Below are 23,044 nucleotides of genomic sequence, written 5' to 3'. Positions count from 1 at the left end.
ATGGAAAAACAATGTTTGATCAGATGGCCATCAGGGAAAAAACACGCTCCACACGGTGTAGACCCAGACTGTAGCGACGAGGATAACCGAGATCAGCACAGCAAGCGATCCGCAATCCTTGGCGATCTGGATCTCACGATGAAAATCCAGTGAAACCGCATCACAGGCCGCCTCGATACCGGTATTGAGCACTTCGATCATGATCAGAAACAGTACTGATCCCGTAAGAAGCAGGAACGAAAGCCCGGTCGGCGCGATGAGTGCCGCAACGGGAATGGCAAGAATAAACAGCATAAGTTCCTGCTGAACGGCCTTTTCATGCTGCACCAGATGCTTCAGCGCACGCATGGAATTTATGAATGCAAGTATCAGACGCTGCATGCCCGCTCCGGTGTTACTAGCTTTGGCAGGTATAAGGAGAGTTCGGCTCGCGTCAATCCTGTCCGTCGGCCGCTACAACGACTCCCCCACCACTCCTTGCATACTTGGGCAGGTCATCGTCAATCTGGTAGTAGTCGCCCTTGTCCTCGACAAAGATATGACTTTCTCCATACAGGCCGGACGGTTGATCGAATGATCCTGCCATAACAGAAATATAGTCGAGATCATTGTGCTTCCAGAAGAGCACTGAGCCGCAATTCTTGCAGAAGCCACGGCGGGCAAATTCACTTGCCTCATACCAGCTGATATTTTCTTCGCCGGAAATGTCGATCGAATCGTCCTGCACGTTCGTCGCAGCGTAAAAATGGCCCGACTGTTTGCGGCATTGCGAGCAATGGCAGTAAACGACACCGCGCAGCTTGCCGCGCGTTTCGAAGTGTACTCTGCCGCACAGGCATGAACCTCGATGCAATTGGGTCATAATGTTCCCCCCTCGTACTGAAAGATGCATTGCTGCTTTACGTGGTTCGACAAGCTCACCATGAGGGACGTGGGCTGTGATTGCAGGCAGTCAAGTTCTGCAAGGCTTGTGATTGGCTTGCAGTCCACCCACTTCCCTCATGGTGAGCTTGTCGAACCACGCACCAATATTGTTTCACGTCTTTGCCGGACGCTTCGACGACAGACTGAGCAGGACAGCTCCGAAGATCGCTGACAGCAACGAGCCGAGCAGAACGCCGAGCTTGGTTTCATCCTGCAACAATGGGGAGTTCGCAAAGGCAAGCAGGCCGATGAACAGGCTCATGGTGAAGCCGATCCCACAAAGCGTAGCAACACCATACATTTGCAGCCAGCTTGTGCCGGCAGGCCGTTCGGCCAGACGAAGCTTGATCGCCAGCCAGGCGAAGGAGAACACGCCGATCTGCTTGCCGACAAACAGGCCAGCTGCCACACCGAGCGGAACCGGATCGGCGAGGTTCGACAGCGACACGCCGCCGAAGGAAACGCCGGCATTGGCGAAACCGAAGATTGGCACGATCAGAAAGCCAACCCATGGCTGAATAGCGTGCTCGAGTTGGACCAGCGGGGAATCGGCCTCGCCCTTCGCGCCGACCATCGGGATAGCCAGGGCCAGCAGTACACCGGCAATCGTCGCATGGATCCCCGATTTGAAGACGAGGATCCAGAGGATCACCCCGAGAACGAGATAAGCCCAAAGCCTAACGATACCCATGATGTTCATCAGCATAAGTATTGTGAACACGGCGGCGACACCGGCTAACGCAGGGATGTTCAATCCCTCCGTATAAAACAAGGCAATGATAATGACCGCACCCAGATCGTCGATGATGGCAAGGGCCGTCAGGAAGACCTTCACTGACAACGGAACGCGCGACCCGAGCAGCGACAGAACGCCCAGCGAAAAGGCGATATCGGTGGCGGTCGGGATGGCCCAACCGCGAACTGTCTCACCCTCGTTAAAGGCAAGAAAGATCAGGGCGGGAACGACCATACCACCGATAGCAGCAAACCCCGGCAGTGCACGCCGCGACCAGCTCGACAGTTGACCGCTGATCATCTCCCGCTTGATTTCGAGACCAACGAGCAGGAAAAACACGGCCATAAGTGCATCGTTGACCCAATGAAGAATGCTCAGGCCGCCAACATAAATCTTCAGCAGACCGAAATAATATTCGCTCAAGGGAGAGTTGGCGGCAATCAGTGCCAGCGCCGCGACCGCCATCAAAATGATGCCGCCCGAGGCCTCACTCTCAATGAACGAACGGAAAGACGCTGACAGGCGGATTCGGCGGACGGGTTTTGGATCCATGACACCTTGATAGAATCTAGAACGGCAAAACTCCAGTCCAAAGGGCCACCATTTCAACGATCAACGCTCCAGCTCCCCAACCTTTTCTGACGAGAGACCGGCTCTCAGCTATTGCGCGAGACCGATCTGCTTCATGAAGGCAAGGTTATCCCAGAAGAGATATTCTTCATCCATGACACCCGCAGGTGTCCAATGGCCGAGCGTCGCCATGGTCAGTTTAAAAGGTTTGCCGGTGGGCGCGATGGTCCTGCCATCCGCTATCGGCATCGGTTTTGAGAACGTACCCTCCAGCACACCGATCACACCGGTCCATTCTCCCTGACCGAACTTGACGGGATGCACATTGATACGCGTATCGGGCGCATAAACAAATATCCCCTTCAACTCCTCAATGTGGTCACGGATACCCTTGGTCGTGTGGCCGTCGGGGTAGTGCACGAGAATATCTTCCGCATGGCTTTCATGCAGACGATCCCATTTCTGGTTGGTGTAGACATCAAAATCAAGCGTATCGAATGTCTTGAGATTCTGCTCGGTCGCCTTCTCGGCATTCTGATATTTCGCCAATTCCTGCATCAATACTGGCAGCGCCTTTTCAGCAGCCTTGGCGGGCTCTTCGGCCAAAGCCTGACCGAAGCCAGATCCGATGACGAGCCCGAAGAAAGCAGCAACAACCCTGTATTTCATGATTGAAAATCCTTTTAATCAAATCGACAGTTTAAAAATGAAACGAAGCACAAAATATATGCGCTCCATTTGAAGGATCTTACAAAAACCAAGGGCGGTCTTGAAGACCGCCCTTGCCGGATATTGATGAACAACCTGTCGTTCAGGCGTTGACGGCCATTTTCTGTGGATGGCTGTCGCGCTCTTTCTTCAGAAGTTCCGCAACCAGAAACGCCAATTCCAGAGCCTGATCGGCATTGAGACGCGGGTCGCAATGGGTGTGGTAGCGATCCTGCAGATCTTCTGCCAGAACCGCCCGCGCACCCCCGGTGCACTCCGTGACGTTATTGCCAGTCATCTCGATGTGGATACCGCCCGGATAGGTTCCTTCGGCGTGATGCACTCCAAAGAAGGTCTCGACTTCCTTCAGAATACGGTCGAACGGCCGCGTCTTGTAGCCATTGGCAGTGATGGTGTTGCCATGCATCGGATCACAGGACCACACGACCTCACGGCCCTCTTTTTGCACCGCACGAATAAGCTTAGGCAGGTGATCGGCAACCTTGTCGTGACCGAAACGGGCGATCAATGTCAGGCGGCCCGGCTCGTTTGCAGGATTGAGCAGATCGATCAATCGCAGGAGATCATCAGCTTCCAGCGACGGACCGCATTTCAGACCGAGCGGGTTTTTGATGCCACGGCAGTATTCCACATGGGCATGGTCCGCCTGACGCGTGCGGTCACCAACCCAGATCATATGGCCGGACGTCGCATACCAGTCGCCAGACGTCGAATCGACGCGGGTCAGTGCTTCCTCATAGCCAAGAAGCAGGGCTTCGTGACTGGTGTAGAAATCCGTCTCGCGCAACTGGGCATTTGTTTCCGCGGTAATGCCAACAGCGCGCATGAAGTCGACGGTCTCAGAAATGCGACGCGCCAGCTGGCCATAGCGCTCGCCTTGCGGGCTGTCAGCAACGAAACCCATCATCCACTGATTGACGTTCTCCAGATTGGCATAACCACCCTGGGCGAAAGCGCGCAGAAGATTAAGCGTCGCTGCGGATTGGCGGTAAGCCATTTCCTGCCGAGCCGGATCCGGCGTGCGCGACTGTTCGGTGAACTCGGTGCCATTGATAATGTCGCCGCGATAAATCGGGAGCTCGATGCCGTTTTTGGTTTCGGTGTCGGAGGTGCGAGGCTTGGCGAACTGACCAGCGATACGGCCCACCTTGACGATGGGCTGAGAAGCACCAAAGGTCAGCACGACGGCCATCTGCAGGAAGACGCGGAAGAAATCTCTAATATTATCCGCACCATGTTCGGCAAAGCTCTCGGCGCAATCGCCGCCCTGCAATAGGAAGCTTTCACCCCTGGAAACAGCCGCAAGTTGCTTCTTGAGCTTGCGTGCTTCACCTGCAAAAACCAAGGGCGGATAAGTCCGAAGACGGGCCTCGACATCGCTCACAGCCTGAGCGTCCGGATAATAAGGCACCTGCTTGATAGGTTTGCCTCTCCAGGAAGTCGGTGTCCAGTTCTTCGTCATTATTGCACCTGTATCTTGCTTTCCATGTTGGTAGCGATTGTTTGAGAATATCCGGTCAGACCGGAAGGCGCTCATATAGTCCAATTATTTGGGATATACCAGTCCTGTTGGCGGCCAGCGCAGCTGATCCCGTTGTAGCGCTGCAGGCGAACTTATTGGACCTAAAAAATGAGGGACGAGACTTACTTTACGTCGGCAGCCGCCGCTTCATCGATGTCCTGAGGATCGGTAAAGTTCGCGCCGATTTCCTCCAGCAGCCTATCGAACATGTCGATCTCTTTGTCGCTGAGCTTGACAGCGCGCGGATAGGTCGGTGACGGGCGGTCCCTGTAAATCGGTGTGTTGAAATACTCCGTTTTGAGAACGAAACGACGAAGTCCCTCCTCACCGTGCTCGACCAGAAAACCCTGCATGACAGCATCCAGATAGGATTGCAGGATCATCGGCGGTTCCGGATGAACTGGGACATATTGGTGCGCCTCATAGACGAAGATAGGCACGCCTTCGGGAAAAGGTGCGGCGGTCTCGACGTGTTCAGGCAGGACGCTGCGACGGTCGTAATTTTCTTCGCGCAAATCGACGGCTGCGAGGTTTTCCAGGTAGTCGAAAACAAGCAGACCATCCACGCTGGACTTTTCGTCGCGACAAACGGACAACAGCGAGGTGGGAAGTCCGGCTGCGTGAGGGCTCGCGCGCCACAATCTTCGCCAGCCTTGAAGTTTTGCGGGCATGGCGTGAACGATATTGGTTCGCAATGTATGGCGGTTCACCAGCGAGCCATACCCGAAATAAGCGACGAGTCTGCCGCTCTTCGCAAGGACTTCAATTTCACCCATCAACACGTTCGCCATTCACCAATCTATAGCTGGGTTTATACATGGTCACCAGCTCTTCAGAAGCAGTAGGATGCACCGCCATTGTGCGGTCGAAATCATCCTTGGTGCAGCCGGCTTTGATCGGAATGGCCAAAAGTTGAGCCATTTCACCCGCATCGGGCCCCAAAATATGCGCACCAATGACTTTCCGGCTGGCGGCATCGACTATCAGCTTGGTCAGCATTTTGTCCTTGGCGCCGGACAGCGTATTGCGCATCGGGCGGAAAAGCGCACGGTAGACCTCGATCTCCCTGAATTCCTTGGCTGCCTCTTCTTCGGTCAGTCCCACGGTACCGATTTCGGGTTGAGAGAAAACCGCTGTCGCGATCTGGCGGTGGTCAGGTTTTGTCGGCTTGTTTTTAAACGCTGTCTCGATAAAGCACATGGCCTCGTGAATGGCGACCGGCGTCAGTTGAACACGATTGGTCACGTCGCCGACAGCCCAGATATTCGCCTTGCTTGTGCGCGAATACTCGTCGACCTTGACTGCGCCAAGTTCGTCGAGTTCGACACCTGCCTCTTCCAGGCCCAGCGATTTCGTGTTTGGTGCCCGGCCAATGGCCAGCATTACCTGATCCGCAACAAGTTCATCACCCGAATAAAGGCGGACACCTAATCTGCCGTCAGGCTGCCGCTTCACTTCCTCGATGACTTCTACGCAACGGACGTGGATACCTTTGGCGACCATAGCCGCGTGCAGTAATTGCCGCAGATCGTGGTCGAAGCGCGACAGGATTTCCTTGCCGCGGTAGATCAACGTCGTTTCGACGCCGAGACCATGGAAGATATTGGCGAACTCAACTGCGATGTAGCCACCGCCCTCGATAATGATGGCCTTTGGCAATTCTTCGAGATGGAAAGCCTCATTGGAGCTGATGCACAATTCGTGTCCGGGCAAAGCCGGATGCGGGTTTGGATGGCCGCCGGTGGCGATAAGAATCTGATCGGCCGTCACCCGCTCGCCAGTCTTGAGGATTTCGATCGTATGATCATCGACGAGAACAGCGCGGCTGTCGAAAATCTCGACGTCCGAATTGTCGAGTCCCTGCCGGTAGAGGCCCTCCAGCCGCCCGATCTCCCGATCCTTGTTCGCGACCAGCATCTGCCAATCGAACCTGGTCTCTCCAACGCTCCAGCCATAGCCGGCCGCAGCCTCGAAATGTTCGGAAAACTGCGACGCATAGACAAAAAGCTTTTTCGGCACGCAGCCACGGATGACGCAGGTGCCGCCCATACGATATTCTTCGGCGAGCCCGACCTTTTTGCCCATGGCGCCGGCAAGCCTTCCGGCGCGCACACCACCCGACCCTCCCCCAATGACGAAAAGGTCATAGTCATAGCTTGGCATGGTGCAAAAACTCCGAATCTGATGAGCAGCGCTTATATGGGTTGTATCTTGGCCACTTAAAAGAACAAAGCCCGACTAACAGCCGGGCTTTGCATATTATCAATTGGACCCCGTCCTCACGGCTGCTTTGGCTGAGCTGGTGCGGGAGTCGCTGGCGCTTGGGCAGGAGCGGTTGCAGCCGCTGCAGCAACGACCTTTTCCGCAACCGCCTGCGCAAGATCGCGTGCGATGCCGCGCTGCCAGATACCGGCGGCCTTCATCACTTCACGCGTAACGATCGGACCTTCCGACAACAGCTTCTTACCAGCCTCGGAATTGTAAAAACCGGTGATGGCGTTCAGTTCTTCTTCACTGAACGATACCGCATAGGCGCGGGCGGCTTCATTTTCGAGATCCGCACGACGTGCTGCAAGAGCCAAGGCCTGTTCGTCGACGGCTGCGCCGATGATAGACTCAAGGTTTGGATCCTTCTGGATCAACTCACCCTTCAGCTGCTGCGCAACGCCAGGCAGGATCGAGTCGAATTGGTCCGTTGCCTTGATTGCGGAAATAGCAGCCCGAGCGGCAGCCAGATGCGACGGGGTGATGTTATTGTTGGTGTTCGTATCCTGCGCCTGAGCGGCGCTGAAACCGCCAAGCATGATTATGACAGCCAAAGGTGCAATCAAGCGGCGGAAGCCAGTTGCTCGGTTCATGAATTTATCGCTCCGTTTTCGACGTTGTCGCGCATAACCCAAAAATCATCCTCGATTTTCAGAAGGCTTTGCGCAGGATTCAAAGTGCGTCTGCTTCAAGTGCCTCTAAACAGACGCCCTGCTCCGCAGTGTTCTGACACCGTCAGCACCGGCCAAAATGGCCACGCGCGCCAGCCCCAGAAAAAGTCCATGCTCCACCACGCCGGGTATGGCGTGCAGAGCGTTCGATAAAGCTCTTGTATCCGGAATGCGGCCAAAAGATGCATCCAGGATCAAATGCCCGCCGTCTGTAACAAATGCTTCGTCTCCCGTCATCCTCAATGTGACAGGACCTGCAAGCCCCAGCTTGCCAGCAGCCTGCTCGATGGCGAGTTTCGTGGCCGCAAGCCCAAAACGGTTGACTTCGATGGGCAAGGGAAAAGCGCCCAGCACATTCACCAGCTTCGATCTCGTCGGCAATCACGATCATTTCGCTCGAAGCTGCCGCGACGATCTTTTCCCGCAGCAAGGCGCCACCGCCGCCTTTTATCAATACGAGGTCAGGGTCGACCTCGTCAGCACCGTCGATCGTAAGATCAAGTTGCGGCGTTTCTTCCAGGGTACTCAGCTTGACGCCGAGTTCGCGGCAGAGAGCCGCAGTGCGTTCCGATGTGGGTACGCCAATAACGTTCATTCCGGATGCGACCTTGTCCGCCAAGAGCCGCACGAACTCCTCAGCGGTCGAGCCTGTTCCGATTCCAAGGCGCATTCCATCCTTGACGTAGGTCAGGGCCTCCGCAGCCGCTTTGATCTTCAGCGATTTGGCATCCATGGTGGTGCGCCCTCTTGTAGCTTTGACTTGCCGTTTCTTTGAGTCGACACTGGCTGCTCCCTACCACGTCAGGCGACCGGGTCAAGGCTCGTAGCTTGATTTTGAACCCACCTTATACTTCAGTGTGGGAAGGTCACCTCACGAAACCAGCAGTTCTGCTGCGGTTTTCGCCATCGGCTACGGATGCCACAGGAACATAAATGTCCAAACCCATTGTCGTATTTGATCTTGACGGAACTCTGGTGGATACCGCCCCGGACCTGCTCGATAGTCTCAATCATTGCCTTGGTGAAACAGGCCTGCAAAAAGTCGATCCGGTCACGCTGCGCCGTTATGTCGGACAAGGCGGACGGGTGATGATTGAACGAGCATTCGAAGCACAGCAAAAACTGCTAAGCCCGGAGCAACTTGACTGGCTGGTGGGTATCTTCATCGAACATTACGGTGCCAATATGCCTGGCCACTCGGCGCTCTATGAAGGTGCCGAACAGGCAATGGAAGACTTGTCGAGCGCCGGGTATCTGCTGGCGGTGTGCACCAACAAGTTTGAAGGCCTGTCCGTCAACCTCCTGGCGGGTCTTGGTCAATCATCGCGATTCAGTGCGATTTGCGGTTCCGATACTTTTGCCTTCCGAAAGCCTGACCCGCGCCATCTGGTTGAAACCATCCGCAAGGCTGGCGGCGACGCCGAGCGTGCTGTGATGATCGGTGACAGCCAAACGGATATCAACACCGCAAAGGCCGCGGGGATTCCTGTAATCGCGGTGGATTTCGGCTACTCCGATCTACCGGTTGCAACCTATGAACCGAGCCGGATCATCTCACACTATCGTGAATTGAAGGTAAAGCTTGCAGACGATTTGATAGGTGCAGTTAACGCTTGAACCGACTGAATTGGAACGATTTTTTTATCCGAACGTTAACCAGCTACAGATGTCGGGCTGAGGATTAGCCTTCCATCCGAATTTTTTTTGCTCTTACATTGAAAACGGGCGCAGTCCCGGGATTTCAGGAGGAAAAATTGAGGAAACTAACTTCAATGCTCGCCGCACTTGCGATGTCGGCGGGACTGACCTCGGTCGGTCCGATGCCCGCCTTTTCGGCGCCGCTTGCGCCGTTGAGTATCGAAACCACGAGCGCCAACATCGAGCAAGTGCAATACCGACGGCATTATCGCGGCGGCCGGAACTGGAACGGCAATCGCTACTATCGTGGAGGTCGCTACTATCGTGGCGACCGGTATCGGTACGGAGGATACCGCGGCTATAATTATCGCCGTCCCGGCTATCGATATTATAACGGAGCCTGGTTCCCACTGGCGGCTTTTGGCACGGGCGTCATAGTCGGCAGCGCTATTGCACCTCGCCCGGTCTATCGCGCCGGCAGTGCGCATACGCAGTGGTGCTACAACCGTTACCGGTCGTACAGGGCCTATGACAATACATATCAGCCCAACTACGGCCCACGTCGCCAATGCGTATCGCCATACTAAACCTGACGACATGATTCCAGGGCCCGTTTACCAGTGGTAGGCGGGCCCTTTGTTTTGAATACCAGCTCACGTATTAGACGAAAATCGCGTTGCGCCTGCCTCTATCGCACTGTAGCTGCCTAATTTTTGAGCCGTGCTTCCGGAGTCATTCCTCAACATTGAAATGTGCTTGCATTTTCCGCCGAACCCGCTTGAATACGCTTACATGAAGGGGGTTTGAGTGAAGCCATTTGATGAGATGATCAAAACAGGCGGAGAAGTACGCCCGCCATATGAACAGCTAAAATGCTGGCTCGATACGCAGAATCCGGAGCGGTTGGCTCAAAAGTCGCTTGATGCCGAGAACGTTTTTCGCAAGACCGGGATTACATTTGCAGTCTATGGCGACGAGGAAGCTGCCGAACGGCTCATCCCATTCGATATAATTCCCCGCATCATCACCGGCAATGAATGGCGCCGGCTATCACAGGGCATCGAGCAGCGCGTCATGGCGCTCAACGCGTTTCTCGATGATATCTATCACCGCCAGGAGATTATCCGCGCCGGCCGCATTCCGCGTGAACTTTTCACCCACAATGATGCCTATCTGCCGGAAATGGTGGGGTTTAGGCCACCGGGAAACGTCTACACGCATATCATCGGCGTTGATATCGTAAGGACGGAAGAGAACCAGTTCTATGTCCTGGAAGACAATGCGCGCACACCTTCCGGCGTTTCATACATGCTGGAAAACCGCGAAACGATGATGCAGCTGTTTCCAGAGCTGTTCCAGCAGATCAAGGTGCGTCCCGTCGAGACATACCCCAAGCTGCTACGGCAATCATTGGCGGCAGTCGCACCGCCCGGCTGCAAGGGGACGCCCACCATCGCGGTGCTGACGCCAGGCATCTATAACTCCGCCTACTTCGAACACGCCTTTCTCGCCGATCAGATGGGTGTGGAGCTCGTCGAAGGCAGCGACCTCAAGATTGAGAATGGCAAGGTCGTCATGCGGACGACAGAAGGCAACCGCGCCATCGATGTACTCTACCGACGAGTCGACGACTCTTTCCTTGATCCCCTCACCTTCCGCCGCGATTCAGCGCTCGGCGTTGCCGGGATCATGGATGTCTATCGCTCGGGGAACATCACTATCGCCAACGCGCCCGGCACGGGGATTGCCGACGACAAGGCGCTCTACTCCTATATGCCGGAGATCGTTGAATTCTACACAGGACGCAAGGCGATCTTGGAAAATGTGCCGACGCATCGCTGCTCGGAACCGGACACGCTCAAATATGTGCTCGAAAACCTTTCTGATCTGGTGGTCAAGGAAGTTCACGGCTCCGGCGGATACGGGATGCTGGTCGGTCCGGCGGCTTCCAAGAAGGAATGCGAAGCCTTCGCTCTTAAACTGAAGGCCAACCCGAAAAACTACATCGCACAACCAACGCTTGCGCTTTCGACAACGCCGATCATGACCGAAAAAGGTTTGGCGCCGCGCCACGTGGATTTGCGGCCCTTCGTGCTCGTGTCTGACCGCATCCGCATCACACCTGGCGGTCTGACGCGTGTCGCATTGAAAGAGGGCTCGCTCGTGGTCAATTCCAGTCAAGGTGGAGGTACGAAGGATACCTGGGTGCTGGACGACTAGACTTGTTGTGAGGGGAAATAAGAATCGCTCAAGACGGTTCCAGAACGACAAAAAGGATACGACTAGAAAATGCTTCTTGGCCGCACCGCAAATGGTCTCTACTGGATGTTCCGTTATATTGAGCGGGCAGAGAATATGGCACGGCTCATCGATGCCGGGTTGCGAATGGCACTGACGAAAACATCCGACGCCCCAGAGGAATGGTCCTCCGTATTGATGAGCGCGGGAGTAAAGATCGGCTATGACAGCAAATACAAGGAGTACAATGCGAGCCTTGTCTCCGATTTCCTGTTGCGTGATCTGAGTAATCCCTCGAGCGTCATGGCTTGTGTTGAAACCGCACGATCCAATGCACGTATGGTGCGCACTGCGCTTACGCGTGAGGCTTGGGAAAGCGTCAACGAGACCTGGATGGTACTCAAATCGACACTGGCATCGAATATCCCTGAAACCGACCTCCCGCGTGTTCTCGATCAGATCAAGCGTGAAACGGCGATTATCCGCGGTGCTTTTCATGGAACGATGCTGCGCAACGAGATTTTCAATTTCGCACGCATTGGCACTTTCATCGAGCGGGCGGACAACACCGCGCGCATACTAGACGTCAAATATTACGTGCTGCTTCCCTCGATTTCATATGTTGGAACGACCCTCGACAACTTCCAATGGGAATCGATCCTGCGATCCGTCTCCGCACACCGCTCCTATCGCTGGGTCTATGATGTCGAATACAATCCCGTGAACATTGCGGATTATCTGATATTGAATTCACGCATGCCCCGGTCCCTGAACTTCTGCTACTCCAATATCGTGGATAATCTGAAATACCTTGCCCTCGACTACGGCAAGCGGCACGAATGCCATGACATGTCCGAGAGTATTATGACGCGGCTAGAGAACAATGAGATCCGCACCATTTTTGACAACGGACTACACGAATTCCTGAGCGATCTCATTTATCAAACGAACAGCTTGAGCAGCAAGATTGCTCACGCCTACAATTTCGATTGAAGATCATGCTTTTGAACATCCAGCACAATTCCCGCTATCGTTACGACACTCCGGTTCATTATTCGGTGCTGCGATTGCGTATGCATCCACAGAGCAGCCCGGGCCAGAAAGTCATCGACTGGGCACTCAAGATAGAGGGGGCGACACAGGAAGCGAACTACCGTGACGGCTATGGCAATCGCACCATGCTGATACGGCTTGATCGCGACATCGAAGAACTCGTCATACGCGCTGAAGGCCACGTCGAAACCGAGGATCGCACAGGCGTTCTCGGCAAGGTCTATAATTTCATGCCGATATGGCTCTACGAGCGTGAAACGGACCTGACCAAACCGGGTGACTCGATCCGCGAACTGGCAGCAAGCTTGCCGGCCAAGACCGACAAACTGGCAATCATGCACGAACTGATGGCACTATTGCATCAGAAAATGGTCTACACACCAGGCATTACCAACATCAGCACGACGGCCGAGGAAGCGTTTCTCAACGGCAAAGGCGTCTGCCAGGACCACACCCATGTTTTCATTTCTACCGCACGGTTGCTCAACATTCCCGCCCGTTACGTGTCCGGCTATCTCATGCTGAACAACACGATTGAACAGACGGCAAGCCACGCGTGGGCAGAGGCACATATAGAAGGACTGGGATGGGTGGGATTCGACGCGGCCAACGATATATGTCCAAATGAAACCTATGTGCGTCTGGCTTGTGGCCTCGACTACCGCGAAGCGGCGCCAGTTTCCGGTATACGCTTTGGACCGGGCATTGAATCGCTTGCCGTAGAGGTCAATGTAGAGCAGTAATCGCTCTGCTATCGGGATTCGGGATTCGTTATGACTTACTGCGTGGGGCTCAAACTGGACCGCGGCCTTGTGTTCATGTCTGACACCAGAACAAATGCTGGTGTCGACAATATTTCCACATTCAAGAAAATGTATACGTGGGCCAAAACGGGCGATCGTGTTATCACGCTGGTTTCTTCTGGTAACCTGGCAACGACCCAAGCGGTCATCAGCATCCTGAATGAACGCACCAAGGAGCCATCCGAACGGTCGCCGTCGATTTACGAAATGCCATCGATGTTCCAGACGGCAAGGCTCGTTGGCGATACAATAAGACATGTCATCGACGAGGTGGATTCCGGCGGGCAACGCGCCGATTCATTCGGCGCCTCGATTATCCTTGGAGGTCAGATCAAAGGCGGCGATCCGCGGCTTTTCCTGATTTATCCTGAGGGGAATTTCATTGAAGCGACGCCGGACACACCCTTCTTCCAGATCGGTGAGCACAAGTATGGAAAGCCGATTATCGTGCGGTCCTATGACCCCGCGCTGACTTTCGAGGAAGCGACGAAGCTGTTGCTGGTTTCTTTCGATTCGACGTTGAAATCCAATCTGTCAGTTGGCCTGCCGCTGGACTTGCAGTTTTACGAGTCGGACAGTCTCAAGCTAGGTTTCGAAAAACGTATCGAACGCCATGATCCTTATTATGAAATGATTTCGGATGGCTGGTCGCAGGCCTTGAAACTTGCATTCCAGAGTCTGCCACCTTTCGAAATCAAAAACGACTAGTGGAGCGGATTTGACATTCGCATCCCGCGTGACATCGGTCTCTCAGGCGAATGTCAAATCCAAAGCTCCACTAGCACGTTGAATTTGCTAGTGGTCTTTTCGATTCTAACATTTGTGAGCGATTGGTATAGGGGGATGCAAATGTTAGAATCGGACCACTAGTGGCGCTGCCTTTATAGCTTCGCGGTCTGGACACTTGTTGCCTGTCGCATTGCCCGCGTCTTGACGAAGGCCTTTTCCAGATAAGCGTCACGTTCGTAGATGTCGTCGTAATACCTGATCTCGCCTGTCGTCGCATCCGGCCACGCTGTGAAATAGGATACGTAGACCGGCAACTGGTCCTTCACCTTCACGCTGCGTTCGTTCTTGCCGAAGTATTGTTTCAGATCTTCGACCGGAACGCCGAGCACTGCTGCGGCCATGTCACGTGGACGCTCCAGGCGGATACAGCCATGGCTCAATGCCCGCATGTCCCGTTTGAAATAAGACTTGGCCGGCGTGTCGTGCATGTAGATGTCGTGACTGTTCGGGAAGAGGATCTTCAATTCACCAAGAGCATTATCGAGGCTCGGCTTCTGGCGAATGCCAACACCGCCGCCATTTGAAGCAACCTGATACCAATTGATCGAGCTCGACGGAACCACGCGACCCGTCTTGTCATAGACCTCGTATCCACTGTTTTCGAGATAGGACGGATTGCTGAGTATTTTCGGCATCATCTCGTTGAGAATGATCGAGCGCGGCACTCCCCAGGATGGGTTGAAGACAACAGTCTCGATCGTATCGTCAAAGAAATAGGTCTGGTTCGTGGGTGATCCAACCACGATGTTCATCGCCAGTTTTTCTGTGTTGTCGTTGAAGTACTGGGCCCGGTACGCAGGCTGATTGATGAAGACATAGCGCTTGCCAAAATCATGCGGCAGCCAGCGCAGCCGCTCCATGGAATAAAGAATACGGTTCCGCTTGGACAGAATTGTTTCAGTTTGAAGCGACTTGATGGTGCTGCTGCCGATTATACCGTCGGCCTTGCGCCCCTGCGCCTTCTGAAAATCCTTGATGGCTTCGACGAGACTCTCGTCATAGACATAGCTGTTTTCGTGTGCGGCCAACACAATCTTGTGCGTTGCCAAATAGTCCTGCGGCGCTTTCGCCCGGATCAGCGCTACGACATTGCGAAGTTCAGCGCTTGTGTCACCCGGGCGGATCATTGTGCCGGGAGCAATGCTCACAGTCGGCTCATTCGTATCACCGAGTTCGCGCAGATTTTCTTTGAGCTCGGTATACCATTTATTCTGTGGTTCGAAAGCAGCAAGCGTCGCAGCGGGATCGTTCGACGAAGCGAGCTGTTCGATCACTTCGCGCGGCTTGATCCGACCCATAGCAAAGTCATGGAACCCGCTGAGGCGGTTTGGATTGATGCGGCCCTCACCCTGATCCATGGCGTAGCGCAGCGCTCGTGCCGACATCGACAACTCGAAATCTGCAAGCTCCTTTAACCGCGCTGGAATGTTGGCACGGTCATAATCGTCACTCGGCACCGTAACTGCATAGTCTTGTGGATCAAGACCATCGTCGGCAGCCTTTGCAAAAAGCGCCACGACTGCCTTGGCCTGTCGTGTCACATCATAGGAAGCCGTCCAGATCGGTCGCTGCTTCGTGGCATAATATGAAACGATCGCGTCAGAGATTTCCTTTTCTGCCAGAACGTGAGCAGCCTTCAGATGGTCGATCTTCAGACCAAATTCATCCATCGCCATTGATGGCGAGATATCCGTGCCATGATCGGCTGAAGCCGTGATCTGCGGATCCACTTTTGAAAAATCGATCTGAACCAACCCTTCGGGCTTGTAGTCATAGTTTGTCGGCGCTGTGACGACCACACGCTTGATAGGGACGGTTGGACGCCGCACGTTCGCATCCTGCAGCCTGCCAGGATGGACCTGATGTGTTTGGTCGACAGGACGCGACTCGACGCGGCGATTGCCGAACAGCAGTTCCATCAGGTTATTGGCTGCCGATGCCGGCGACATCGGGATGGCTGTCGCCGACAACATCGCGGCCAGTAAGATTGCATTTTTCTTGGAACGGGAATTCATGATGCGTGCCCAGCTGGAACTGTGTTGCCCACGGATGGACGTGAGCCATTGATGAGGTGTGTAGCCAGTTTGACCGCATCGTATTTAGATTCTTTTAACAATGCCCCGCCCCCAAATATTAACCCGTCGCGGCACAATTTTGAGCTGTGTGCTGGTTTTGACACATTTATCCCAGTTCACCCACACCTTCATGTTAATTCATCACATAAATAGTTGAGCAATCCGGTTCATTCCCAAAAATCGCAATAATATTCCAGAAGAAGCGACCCACTGCATCGAATTGGAGAGCATTGTGAACAAGTTTTTCAGCATGTCGCTGTTGTTTTTGGCAGTTCTTGGAATGAATTCTTCAATGCCACCCGCAAATGCGCAGGATACACTTATCAAGAGAATATTTCTTACGGGTCAACGCGAACGCCAAGCCGACAAATAGCCATCGGATCGCCTACTGCAGTAGATCCGTTTCATTTCCTGCAACCTGTGGTTCTGGGATCGCGCGGGCTGCATTCGCATGGCATTGTCTTGAAGTAATTCAAGTCACTCGCCGCGGCGTGAACGGTTCGCGGCTTAAACCCTTTTCGGCAAGTTCGTCGAGATAGGCCTGCCAGCGTGTATCCTTGTTACGCCCAAGATCGATCAAATAGTCCCAACTGAACAGGCCAGTATCGTGCATATCGTCAAAAATGATGCGCACAGCATAATTTCCAACGGGTTCCATCTTGGCAATCTCGACATTTATTTTGCCCGGCACTGTCTGGCGCTGTTCGGGCGAGTGCCCTTGTACTTCCGCCGAAGGTGACGCGACCCGTAAAAGCTCCGCCGTAAGCACATAGCTTTCCCCATTGTCGAAGACGATCGTAAGCGATCGGCGGTCTTTGCTTACGCGCAGTTCTTTGGGCCAGGCATCAGTCATCGCGAACGCTCCTCGTGCTCCCTCTTCTGTAAGAACAAGGATCGATCCCCGCAAGTCCGTCTTTTCCAATACACGGCTGGCACTGTGCAGACTGTTTCGCTTGCGAACGGTCAATTCTCCACTTTGTTGGACGCGGTCGGCAACGAACGCAGGGGTGAATAAAACTGCGTGCAAAAGCCTCAGCGGTTGTCTTGTCCGACCGCTGGACAATTGGAAGCCGGCACCCTATCTCTATCATAGGAGGAAGCTCTTGGACCACGTAGCATTGCTCGACACAACGGCACATCAGGCCCCCATGATCGACCCTTTCGGGCGAACGATCACCTATTTGCGCGTATCGGTGACGGACCGCTGCGATTTCCGCTGCACCTATTGCATGTCGGAACACATGACATTCCTGCCGAAGAAGGATCTGCTGACGCTCGAGGAGCTGGATCGGCTTTGCACGGCATTCATAGAGAAGGGCGTGAAAAAACTGCGTCTTACCGGCGGCGAGCCGCTGGTTCGCAAGAATATCATGCACCTGATCGGCGAGCTTTCGCGGCACCTGCAGTCCGGTGCGCTGGAAGAGTTGACTCTCACCACGAACGGCTCGCAGCTCGCACGCTTTGCGCCCGAGCTGGCCGGCCATGGCGTCAAGCGCATCAATGTATCGCTAGATACGCTGGATCCTGATAAATTCCGGGCCATTACCCGCTGGGGTGACTTCAACCGGGTTATGGAAGGTCTCGACGCTGCGCAAAAGGCAGGCATCAAGGTCAAGCTGAATGCAGTTGCTCTTAAAGGCTTCAACGATCAAGAGATTCCGGAGATGATTCGCTGGGCCCATGGGCGCGGCATGGATTTGACGCTGATCGAAACGATGCCAATGGGTGAAATCGAACTCGATCGTACAGACCAGTACCTGCCGCTGTCGCTGCTTCGTACCAAACTCAGCGAAGAGTTCACCTTGAACGACATCGCCTACAAGACCGGCGGTCCTGCCCGCTATGTCGAGATCGAGGAAACTGGCGGACGTGTCGGATTCATCACACCGATGACACATAATTTCTGCGAGAGCTGCAACCGGGTACGTCTGACCTGCACCGGCACGCTTTACATGTGCCTTGGACAGGAAGACGCTGCTGACCTGCGCGAACCATTGCGTGCGTCAGAAAGTAATGAACTTCTGAACGACGCTATTGACGAAGCAATTGGCCGCAAGCCGAAGGGCCATGATTTCATCATCGACCGCCGTCACAATCGCCCTGCTGTCTCCCGCCACATGAGCGTCACAGGAGGTTAAAGCCTAGGGCTCTAACCTCGCCAGAACATTCCAGATGCACTGATCAGCACAGATTGATATATCTAATGAAGCGATTCTGGAGGAGAATCGCTTTCTCATTCGGAATCGACCATCTTGGCGCTATCTCCCAATTTGCGTGGCAGTCTTTTCATGGCCATCGGCATGGCCAGTTTCACGTTCAACGATGCGACGGTCAAATTCGTTGCGGAAGACCTGAATATGGGCCAGGTCATGCTCGTACGCAGCTCGATCTCGACCGTACTTATCCTTGCTCTCGCCTGGCACAAGGGAATGCTGGTTCCCTTGCGTGAGGCGCTTCACAAGATGACCGTGTTGCGGATCATCGGCGAAGTGGTCGGCACGGTTACGTTTCTTGTCGCTCTGGTTCACGTACCTCTCGCATTGACGTCGGCAATTCTGCAGGCCCTGCCCTTGGTGGTGACCCTTGGAGCTGCATTGTTTTTCGGTGAGCCGGTTGGTTGGCGGCGTTGGATTGCGATCATTGTCGGCTTTATCGGCGTACTGATAATCGTCCGGCCAAGCCATGAAGGTGTCAGTCCATACATTCTTCTGATCGTCATCACGGTAATTTTTGCCTCAATGCGTGATCTCGCGACGCGCAAGGTCCCAAGGACCATCCCGGTACTGATGATCTCCGCGCTAACCTCGATAGGTGTGGGACTTGCCGGGATAGGCATGATCGGTCCGCTGGGCGGATGGACACCAATGTCACTGACAAACATCTTGCTGCTGACACTTGCGGCCTGCTGCGTCATGGTCGCGTATCACTTCATCATTCTAGCCATGCGAGAAGGCGAAATTGCCTTCGTAGCTCCATTTCGCTACACCAGTCTGATCTGGGCAATATTGCTCGGTTATCTGTTTTTTGGCGATCTGCCGGATGTCCCCATGATCATCGGCTCCATCGTCGTGATTGGCAGCGGGCTTTATACACTTTACCGTGAGCGCATCGTCGGCCGGTTGAAGCCGGTCGCAACCACAACGGCGGCGACGACGTCACCTGATGGAGTATAGGCGTGAGAATTGCGGGTATAATACTGGCTGGCGGTCAATCGCGAAGGATGGACGGAGTTGACAAGGCATTGCTGCCGTTTGGCGACCGGCGCGTGATCGATCACGTCTATGCGCGTTTGTCGCGTCAAATCGAACCGGTGGCTTTGAACAGCAATAACGAGCCGATGCTATTTTCGGATTTGCCGGCTCCCGTGATCCCCGACGACATTGACGGGTTTGCTGGTCCCCTTGCCGGAGTTCTGGCTGCGATGGAGTGGGCAAACAATCAGGCGCTGCCGTTCACTCACATTGTCACAGTGGCGACGGACACGCCATTCTTTCCCGACAATCTTGTTGATACATTGCGCCAAGCTGTCGCAGATGCTCCTCGAGGACACATCGGAGTTGCAGCTTCTGGAAACAGGCTGCACCCGGTTTTCGGCCTCTGGCCAGTTTTCCTGAAGAGCGATCTTCGCCGTTGGTTGAGCAACGAAAAGAACCGCCGTGTCGTTGCCTGGATCGAGGGCCATCCGCACAAGATTGCGGAATTCCCGATCATGACAACGCAATCCGGGGCGTCTCTCGACCCGTTCTTCAACATCAATACACCTGAAGATATTGCCGAAGCCCGGCAGCGGTGGAGTGCCATACCATGACGCCTCGCATATTCGGGATAACCGGCTGGAAGAACTCGGGAAAGACCACGCTGACCGTCAAACTCGTCGGCGAATTGACCCGCCGGGGCTGGAAGGTTTCGACCGTGAAGCATGCCCATCACGATTTCGATATCGACAAGGAGGGCACTGACTCCTTTCGTCACCGCAAGGCAGGCGCCGGCGAGGTGGCGATCGTCTCGGATCGTCGCTGGGCGTTGATGCATGAGCTGGTGAGTGAAAGCGAGCCGGCGCTGGCTGATATCATTGCCCGTTTCGCGCCCTGTGACGTTATCCTGGTAGAAGGTTACAAGCGCGAGGGGCACAAGAAGATCGAAACCCGCCGTACCGAAGGCCGGTCAGGGGAACGATTGACGACAGGCGATCCAAGCATCGTTGCAATCGCCAGCGATTACCCCATTTTGGACGAAAAAGTGCCCGTCTACGAACTTGACGATATTGCCGCCTTGGCCGATTTGATCGAACGCGAAACAGGGCTTTCCCGACAGGGGCGTTAGAAAATAACGTTTTCACCTAATGCGTGCGCAACAAAAGTATTATGCCCAAAATAATTATGTGATTTTGACCATCAGATTCGTTTAGCGAGGCACGATTCCCGGTTGCAATTCAAAGAAAACTAGTGGGAATATCCATTTCAGGAGCAGTAACATAACTGCGACCTTACCCGGAAGGCTGTCCAAAAAAATAGGGGAACAGCCGGGTTATAAAAGAGAGGTTCAAATAAATGCGTACCACTAAGCGTCTCGTACTCGCGATTTCCGCTGCAGCTCTAGCCTTTTCCATGGGCGCGGCACACGCGCAGGACGCACTGAAACTCACAATCGCGTCCGAAGGAGCCTATCCGCCCTTCAACAATCTTACGCCCGACGGCAAGCTCGAGGGTTTCGACATCGATATCGGCAATGCGCTTTGCACGGAAATGAAGGCCGAATGCACTTGGGTATCCCAGGATTGGGATGGCATGATCCCCGCCCTACAGGCAGGCAAGTTCGATGCGATCATTGCATCCATGTCGATTACACCCGAACGCCTGGAAAAAGTCGACTTCTCGAAGAAGTACTACAACACGCCACCGGCAATTGCCGTCCCGAAGGATTCGGACATCAAGGACATCACACCAGAATCCCTGAAGGGTAAAACTCTGGGTGTACAAGGGTCGACCAGTCATTCGAACTACGCCCAAGCCAAGTATAGCGGCTCGGATATCAAGATGTATCCGACTTCAGATGAATATAAACTTGATATCAGCAATGGCCGTATCGATGCCGTTATGGACGACGTCGTTGTTCTGGGCCAGTGGCTCGATAGTGACGCCGGCTCATGCTGCAAGCTCCTTGGCACGATTACGCCTGATCCCGCGATCCATGGTCCAGGTGCCGGCGTGACGGTCAAGAAGGGCAATACAGCGCTGGCCGACAAATTCACCACGGCCATTGCGGCGATCCGTGCGAACGGAAAGTACAAGGAAATCAACGACAAATACTTCAAGATCGACGTTTACGGCGGCGAGGATTGAGCCAAACGCACTGACTTGATATGAAATGTGGATGGCGGGTACCCGCCATCCACGACTTCGAATAAAAATGACGGGCGGGCTTAGAAAAAGAGCCATGGGGAACAGCCCGCAAATATGAAAGTTGCCTATGGAAGGCTCAATAGCGTTACTGGGTTTTGGCGAGGGCGGTTGGGGCCCGAGCATTGCAAGCGGCGTTCTGGTAACAGTCAGTCTCGCACTGGCCACGTTACCGGTCGGATTGGCGATCGGCTTCTTCGTCGCACTTGGCAAGCAATCACCGGAACGTTCTGTCAAACTTGCCGCAAACATGTACACGACTATTTTTCGGGGCTTGCCTGAGCTCCTCACCTTGTTCGTGGTCTATTTCGGCGCGCAGATCGGCATTCAGAAGCTGGGGCAGCTGCTTGGTTACCAAGGCACGATTGAAATCAATTCATTCATTGCCGGCATGTTCGCGCTAGGCGCCGTGTTTTCATCCTATGCCAGCGAAGTGTTCCTTTCCGCATTCCGTGCGATACCGAAGGGCCAATACGAGGGCGGCTATGCCATTGGACTTTCCAGCGGTCAGACGATGCGCAAGGTCATTCTGCCGCAATTGATCCGCATCGCGCTCCCTGGGCTGGCTAATCTGTGGATGATCCTGCTGAAGGACACAGCCCTGGTTTCGGCCATTGGGCTTGCGGATATATTGCGCCAGACTGGCGTTGCGGCTCGTGTTACGAAGCACGCCTTCCTGTTCTTTGGTGCAGCCTGCATGATTTATCTCGTGCTCGCCATTCTTTCGTCCTTTGTTATCGACGCGATCGAACGCTCATCGGCCAAGAGCGGGGCAAAGCGATGACGGAAAGCTTCATCAACGCGCGGCCAGCGACAGTCTCGCGTCCTCCGGCGCCGCCCAAAAAATGGACCCGGAGCCGGATCGTCGGCCATCTGCTTGTGGGTCTTTGGATCGCTCTTCTGGTTGGGCTGCTCGTCTATCTCTATAGTGCCTGGAACCCCGAGCTCATTCAGAAATACGGACCCACGTATCTAGCGGGACTCAAGACCACGATCGGGCTTGTCGGGTCGTCAATCTTGCTGGGCGCGTTGATTTCGGTACCGGTGGCCCTTGGCCGAATGAGCAAGAACCGCATCGCTTCATCAATCGCCTACGCCTACGTCTATTTCTTCCGGGGAACACCGCTCATCGCGCAAGTCTTTCTGTTTTATTACGGCCTCGGATCATTCAAGCCCCAACTAGAAGCAGTTGGTCTCTGGACGTTTTTCCGCGAGGCTTGGTACTGCGCTCTGCTGGCGTTTGCACTCAACACAGCCGCTTACCAGGCTGAAATATTGCGCGGCGCGGTTCGCAGCGTTTCGCTCGGCCAATGGGAAGGAGCGGCGTCGCTCGGCATTTCGAAATTCGTTACCTTCTGGAAGGTGATCCTGCCGCAAGCTCTGATCGTGGCATTGCGGCCTTATGGCAACGAGATCATCCTGATGATCAAGGGTTCAGCAATCGTTGCTCTGATCACGGTTTACGATCTGATGGGCTATACGCGACTCGCCTATTCCAGAACGTTCGATTTCCAGGCCTATCTTTGGGCTGCAATCATTTATCTGATTTTGGTGGAAATCATTCGGCATATCTGGGATTGGTTGGAGCGTCGCATCACACGTCATCTCATACGCTAAGACCAAACCAAAGAG

At 54.4% G+C, this 23,044-nt stretch carries 23 protein-coding genes and 1 pseudogene; 13 read left to right on the top strand and 11 right to left on the bottom strand.

All coding sequences use genetic code 11. The features are described from left to right. Positions 1–30: 30 nt before the first annotated feature. The 9 genes and pseudogenes from N8E88_RS25195 to rpiA all read right to left on the bottom strand — a co-directional run bounded on the left by N8E88_RS25195 (position 31) and on the right by rpiA (position 8,150). Positions 31–381, bottom strand: a complete 351-nt coding sequence (locus tag N8E88_RS25195; protein WP_262292972.1) for a diacylglycerol kinase — start codon at positions 379–381, stop codon at positions 31–33. A 52-nt stretch (positions 382–433) separates the two neighbouring features. Further along, on the bottom strand, positions 434–862 hold the full coding sequence (locus N8E88_RS25190; RefSeq protein WP_262292971.1) for a GFA family protein: 429 nt from the start codon (positions 860–862) through the stop codon (positions 434–436). Between the two features lie 174 nt (positions 863–1,036). After that, complete coding sequence (gene nhaA / locus N8E88_RS25185; protein ID WP_262292970.1) at positions 1,037–2,212, bottom strand: Na+/H+ antiporter NhaA; 1,176 nt, start codon at positions 2,210–2,212, stop codon at positions 1,037–1,039. 108 nt (positions 2,213–2,320) lie between these two features. Beyond that, positions 2,321–2,899, bottom strand: a complete 579-nt coding sequence (locus N8E88_RS25180; RefSeq protein ID WP_262292969.1) for an ester cyclase — start codon at positions 2,897–2,899, stop codon at positions 2,321–2,323. A 142-nt stretch (positions 2,900–3,041) separates the two neighbouring features. Beyond that, complete coding sequence (locus N8E88_RS25175) at positions 3,042–4,421, bottom strand: class II 3-deoxy-7-phosphoheptulonate synthase (protein WP_262292968.1); 1,380 nt, start codon at positions 4,419–4,421, stop codon at positions 3,042–3,044. A 182-nt stretch (positions 4,422–4,603) separates the two neighbouring features. Next, positions 4,604–5,257, bottom strand: a complete 654-nt coding sequence (locus tag N8E88_RS25170) for a gamma-glutamylcyclotransferase family protein (RefSeq protein WP_262292967.1) — start codon at positions 5,255–5,257, stop codon at positions 4,604–4,606. Continuing rightward, positions 5,250–6,644, bottom strand: a complete 1,395-nt coding sequence (gene gor / locus N8E88_RS25165) for a glutathione-disulfide reductase (protein WP_262292966.1) — start codon at positions 6,642–6,644, stop codon at positions 5,250–5,252. The genes N8E88_RS25170 and gor overlap by 8 nt, the downstream gene beginning before the upstream one ends. Positions 6,645–6,760: 116 nt before the next feature. Next, the gene (locus tag N8E88_RS25160; protein WP_262292965.1) at positions 6,761–7,339 is read right to left on the bottom strand and encodes a DUF2059 domain-containing protein; all 579 of its coding nucleotides are present in this window, start codon (positions 7,337–7,339) and stop codon (positions 6,761–6,763) included. Positions 7,340–7,444: 105 nt separating this feature from the next. Further along, positions 7,445–8,150, bottom strand: a pseudogene (rpiA, locus tag N8E88_RS25155) (ribose-5-phosphate isomerase RpiA). Positions 8,151–8,350: 200 nt separating this feature from the next. Between rpiA and N8E88_RS25150 the strand changes: the two are divergent. From N8E88_RS25150 to N8E88_RS25125, 6 genes are all read left to right on the top strand, one after another. Beyond that, positions 8,351–9,034, top strand: a complete 684-nt coding sequence (locus N8E88_RS25150; protein ID WP_262292964.1) for an HAD family hydrolase — start codon at positions 8,351–8,353, stop codon at positions 9,032–9,034. A 155-nt stretch (positions 9,035–9,189) separates the two neighbouring features. Then, positions 9,190–9,642, top strand: a complete 453-nt coding sequence (locus N8E88_RS25145) for a BA14K family protein (protein ID WP_410010701.1) — start codon at positions 9,190–9,192, stop codon at positions 9,640–9,642. Between the two features lie 220 nt (positions 9,643–9,862). After that, positions 9,863–11,275, top strand: a complete 1,413-nt coding sequence (locus N8E88_RS25140) for a circularly permuted type 2 ATP-grasp protein (protein WP_262292963.1) — start codon at positions 9,863–9,865, stop codon at positions 11,273–11,275. 69 nt (positions 11,276–11,344) lie between these two features. Next, positions 11,345–12,286 carry an alpha-E domain-containing protein gene (locus N8E88_RS25135; protein WP_262292962.1) on the top strand — a complete coding sequence of 314 codons (942 nt, stop codon included), beginning with the start codon at positions 11,345–11,347 and terminating at the stop codon, positions 12,284–12,286. Positions 12,287–12,291: 5 nt separating this feature from the next. Continuing rightward, positions 12,292–13,089, top strand: a complete 798-nt coding sequence (locus N8E88_RS25130) for a transglutaminase family protein (RefSeq protein ID WP_262292961.1) — start codon at positions 12,292–12,294, stop codon at positions 13,087–13,089. Between the two features lie 30 nt (positions 13,090–13,119). After that, the gene (locus tag N8E88_RS25125) at positions 13,120–13,857 is read left to right on the top strand and encodes a proteasome-type protease (RefSeq protein WP_112528526.1); all 738 of its coding nucleotides are present in this window, start codon (positions 13,120–13,122) and stop codon (positions 13,855–13,857) included. Between the two features lie 173 nt (positions 13,858–14,030). Here N8E88_RS25125 and N8E88_RS25120 read toward each other — a convergent pair whose 3' ends face one another. Beyond that, positions 14,031–15,953 (bottom strand): L,D-transpeptidase family protein, encoded by a 1,923-nt coding sequence (locus N8E88_RS25120; protein ID WP_262292960.1) that lies wholly within the window; start codon positions 15,951–15,953, stop codon positions 14,031–14,033. 532 nt (positions 15,954–16,485) lie between these two features. Next, on the bottom strand, positions 16,486–16,866 hold the full coding sequence (locus tag N8E88_RS25115; RefSeq protein ID WP_262292959.1) for a gamma-butyrobetaine hydroxylase family protein: 381 nt from the start codon (positions 16,864–16,866) through the stop codon (positions 16,486–16,488). A gap of 295 nt (positions 16,867–17,161) precedes the next feature. Between N8E88_RS25115 and moaA the strand changes: the two genes are divergently transcribed. The 7 genes from moaA to N8E88_RS25080 all read left to right on the top strand — a co-directional run bounded on the left by moaA (position 17,162) and on the right by N8E88_RS25080 (position 23,029). Continuing rightward, a complete protein-coding gene (moaA, locus tag N8E88_RS25110) occupies positions 17,162–18,151 on the top strand; it encodes a GTP 3',8-cyclase MoaA (protein ID WP_262295618.1) in 990 nt (329 codons plus the stop codon). A 114-nt stretch (positions 18,152–18,265) separates the two neighbouring features. Continuing rightward, positions 18,266–19,186, top strand: coding sequence for a DMT family transporter (locus N8E88_RS25105; protein ID WP_262292958.1), 921 nt, complete (start codon positions 18,266–18,268; stop codon positions 19,184–19,186). Between the two features lie 2 nt (positions 19,187–19,188). Further along, entirely contained in the window at positions 19,189–19,821 is a 633-nt protein-coding gene (gene mobA, locus N8E88_RS25100) for a molybdenum cofactor guanylyltransferase MobA (RefSeq protein WP_410010613.1), read from the top strand. After that, positions 19,818–20,336 (top strand): molybdopterin-guanine dinucleotide biosynthesis protein B, encoded by a 519-nt coding sequence (mobB, locus tag N8E88_RS25095; protein ID WP_262292957.1) that lies wholly within the window; start codon positions 19,818–19,820, stop codon positions 20,334–20,336. The genes mobA and mobB overlap by 4 nt, the downstream gene beginning before the upstream one ends. Positions 20,337–20,563: 227 nt before the next feature. Further along, positions 20,564–21,355: an ABC transporter substrate-binding protein gene (locus N8E88_RS25090; RefSeq protein ID WP_262292956.1), complete on the top strand. Its 792-nt coding sequence runs from the start codon at positions 20,564–20,566 to the stop codon at positions 21,353–21,355. Between the two features lie 127 nt (positions 21,356–21,482). After that, a complete protein-coding gene (locus tag N8E88_RS25085) occupies positions 21,483–22,196 on the top strand; it encodes an ABC transporter permease (protein ID WP_262292955.1) in 714 nt (237 codons plus the stop codon). Further along, positions 22,193–23,029, top strand: a complete 837-nt coding sequence (locus N8E88_RS25080; RefSeq protein WP_262292954.1) for an ABC transporter permease — start codon at positions 22,193–22,195, stop codon at positions 23,027–23,029. Before N8E88_RS25085 ends, N8E88_RS25080 begins: the two co-directional genes overlap by 4 nt. Positions 23,030–23,044 lie beyond the last annotated feature (15 nt).

Origin of the sequence: Phyllobacterium zundukense (assembly GCF_025452195.1) — a bacterium.
Lineage (GTDB): Bacteria > Pseudomonadota > Alphaproteobacteria > Rhizobiales > Rhizobiaceae > Phyllobacterium > Phyllobacterium zundukense_A.
Note: the sequence above shows the minus strand (reverse complement) of the source record. Positions and strands in the feature narration are given on the sequence as shown.

What these genes read in the sequence shown, in the direction of transcription:
- N8E88_RS25195 (WP_262292972.1), bottom strand. Translation starts at nt 381, where the DNA reads ATGCAGCGTCTGATACTTGCATTCATAAATTCCATGCGTGCGCTGAAG.
- N8E88_RS25190 (WP_262292971.1), bottom strand. Translation starts at nt 862, where the DNA reads ATGACCCAATTGCATCGAGGTTCATGCCTGTGCGGCAGAGTACACTTC.
- nhaA (WP_262292970.1), bottom strand. Translation starts at nt 2,212, where the DNA reads ATGGATCCAAAACCCGTCCGCCGAATCCGCCTGTCAGCGTCTTTCCGT.
- N8E88_RS25180 (WP_262292969.1), bottom strand. Translation starts at nt 2,899, where the DNA reads ATGAAATACAGGGTTGTTGCTGCTTTCTTCGGGCTCGTCATCGGATCT.
- N8E88_RS25175 (WP_262292968.1), bottom strand. Translation starts at nt 4,421, where the DNA reads ATGACGAAGAACTGGACACCGACTTCCTGGAGAGGCAAACCTATCAAG.
- N8E88_RS25170 (WP_262292967.1), bottom strand. Translation starts at nt 5,257, where the DNA reads ATGGGTGAAATTGAAGTCCTTGCGAAGAGCGGCAGACTCGTCGCTTAT.
- gor (WP_262292966.1), bottom strand. Translation starts at nt 6,644, where the DNA reads ATGCCAAGCTATGACTATGACCTTTTCGTCATTGGGGGAGGGTCGGGT.
- N8E88_RS25160 (WP_262292965.1), bottom strand. Translation starts at nt 7,339, where the DNA reads ATGAACCGAGCAACTGGCTTCCGCCGCTTGATTGCACCTTTGGCTGTC.
- N8E88_RS25150 (WP_262292964.1), top strand. Translation starts at nt 8,351, where the DNA reads ATGTCCAAACCCATTGTCGTATTTGATCTTGACGGAACTCTGGTGGAT.
- N8E88_RS25145 (WP_410010701.1), top strand. Translation starts at nt 9,190, where the DNA reads ATGCTCGCCGCACTTGCGATGTCGGCGGGACTGACCTCGGTCGGTCCG.
- N8E88_RS25135 (WP_262292962.1), top strand. Translation starts at nt 11,345, where the DNA reads ATGCTTCTTGGCCGCACCGCAAATGGTCTCTACTGGATGTTCCGTTAT.
- N8E88_RS25130 (WP_262292961.1), top strand. Translation starts at nt 12,292, where the DNA reads ATGCTTTTGAACATCCAGCACAATTCCCGCTATCGTTACGACACTCCG.
- N8E88_RS25125 (WP_112528526.1), top strand. Translation starts at nt 13,120, where the DNA reads ATGACTTACTGCGTGGGGCTCAAACTGGACCGCGGCCTTGTGTTCATG.
- N8E88_RS25120 (WP_262292960.1), bottom strand. Translation starts at nt 15,953, where the DNA reads ATGAATTCCCGTTCCAAGAAAAATGCAATCTTACTGGCCGCGATGTTG.
- N8E88_RS25115 (WP_262292959.1), bottom strand. Translation starts at nt 16,866, where the DNA reads ATGACTGATGCCTGGCCCAAAGAACTGCGCGTAAGCAAAGACCGCCGA.
- moaA (WP_262295618.1), top strand. Translation starts at nt 17,162, where the DNA reads ATGATCGACCCTTTCGGGCGAACGATCACCTATTTGCGCGTATCGGTG.
- mobB (WP_262292957.1), top strand. Translation starts at nt 19,818, where the DNA reads ATGACGCCTCGCATATTCGGGATAACCGGCTGGAAGAACTCGGGAAAG.
- N8E88_RS25090 (WP_262292956.1), top strand. Translation starts at nt 20,564, where the DNA reads ATGCGTACCACTAAGCGTCTCGTACTCGCGATTTCCGCTGCAGCTCTA.
- N8E88_RS25085 (WP_262292955.1), top strand. Translation starts at nt 21,483, where the DNA reads ATGGAAGGCTCAATAGCGTTACTGGGTTTTGGCGAGGGCGGTTGGGGC.
- N8E88_RS25080 (WP_262292954.1), top strand. Translation starts at nt 22,193, where the DNA reads ATGACGGAAAGCTTCATCAACGCGCGGCCAGCGACAGTCTCGCGTCCT.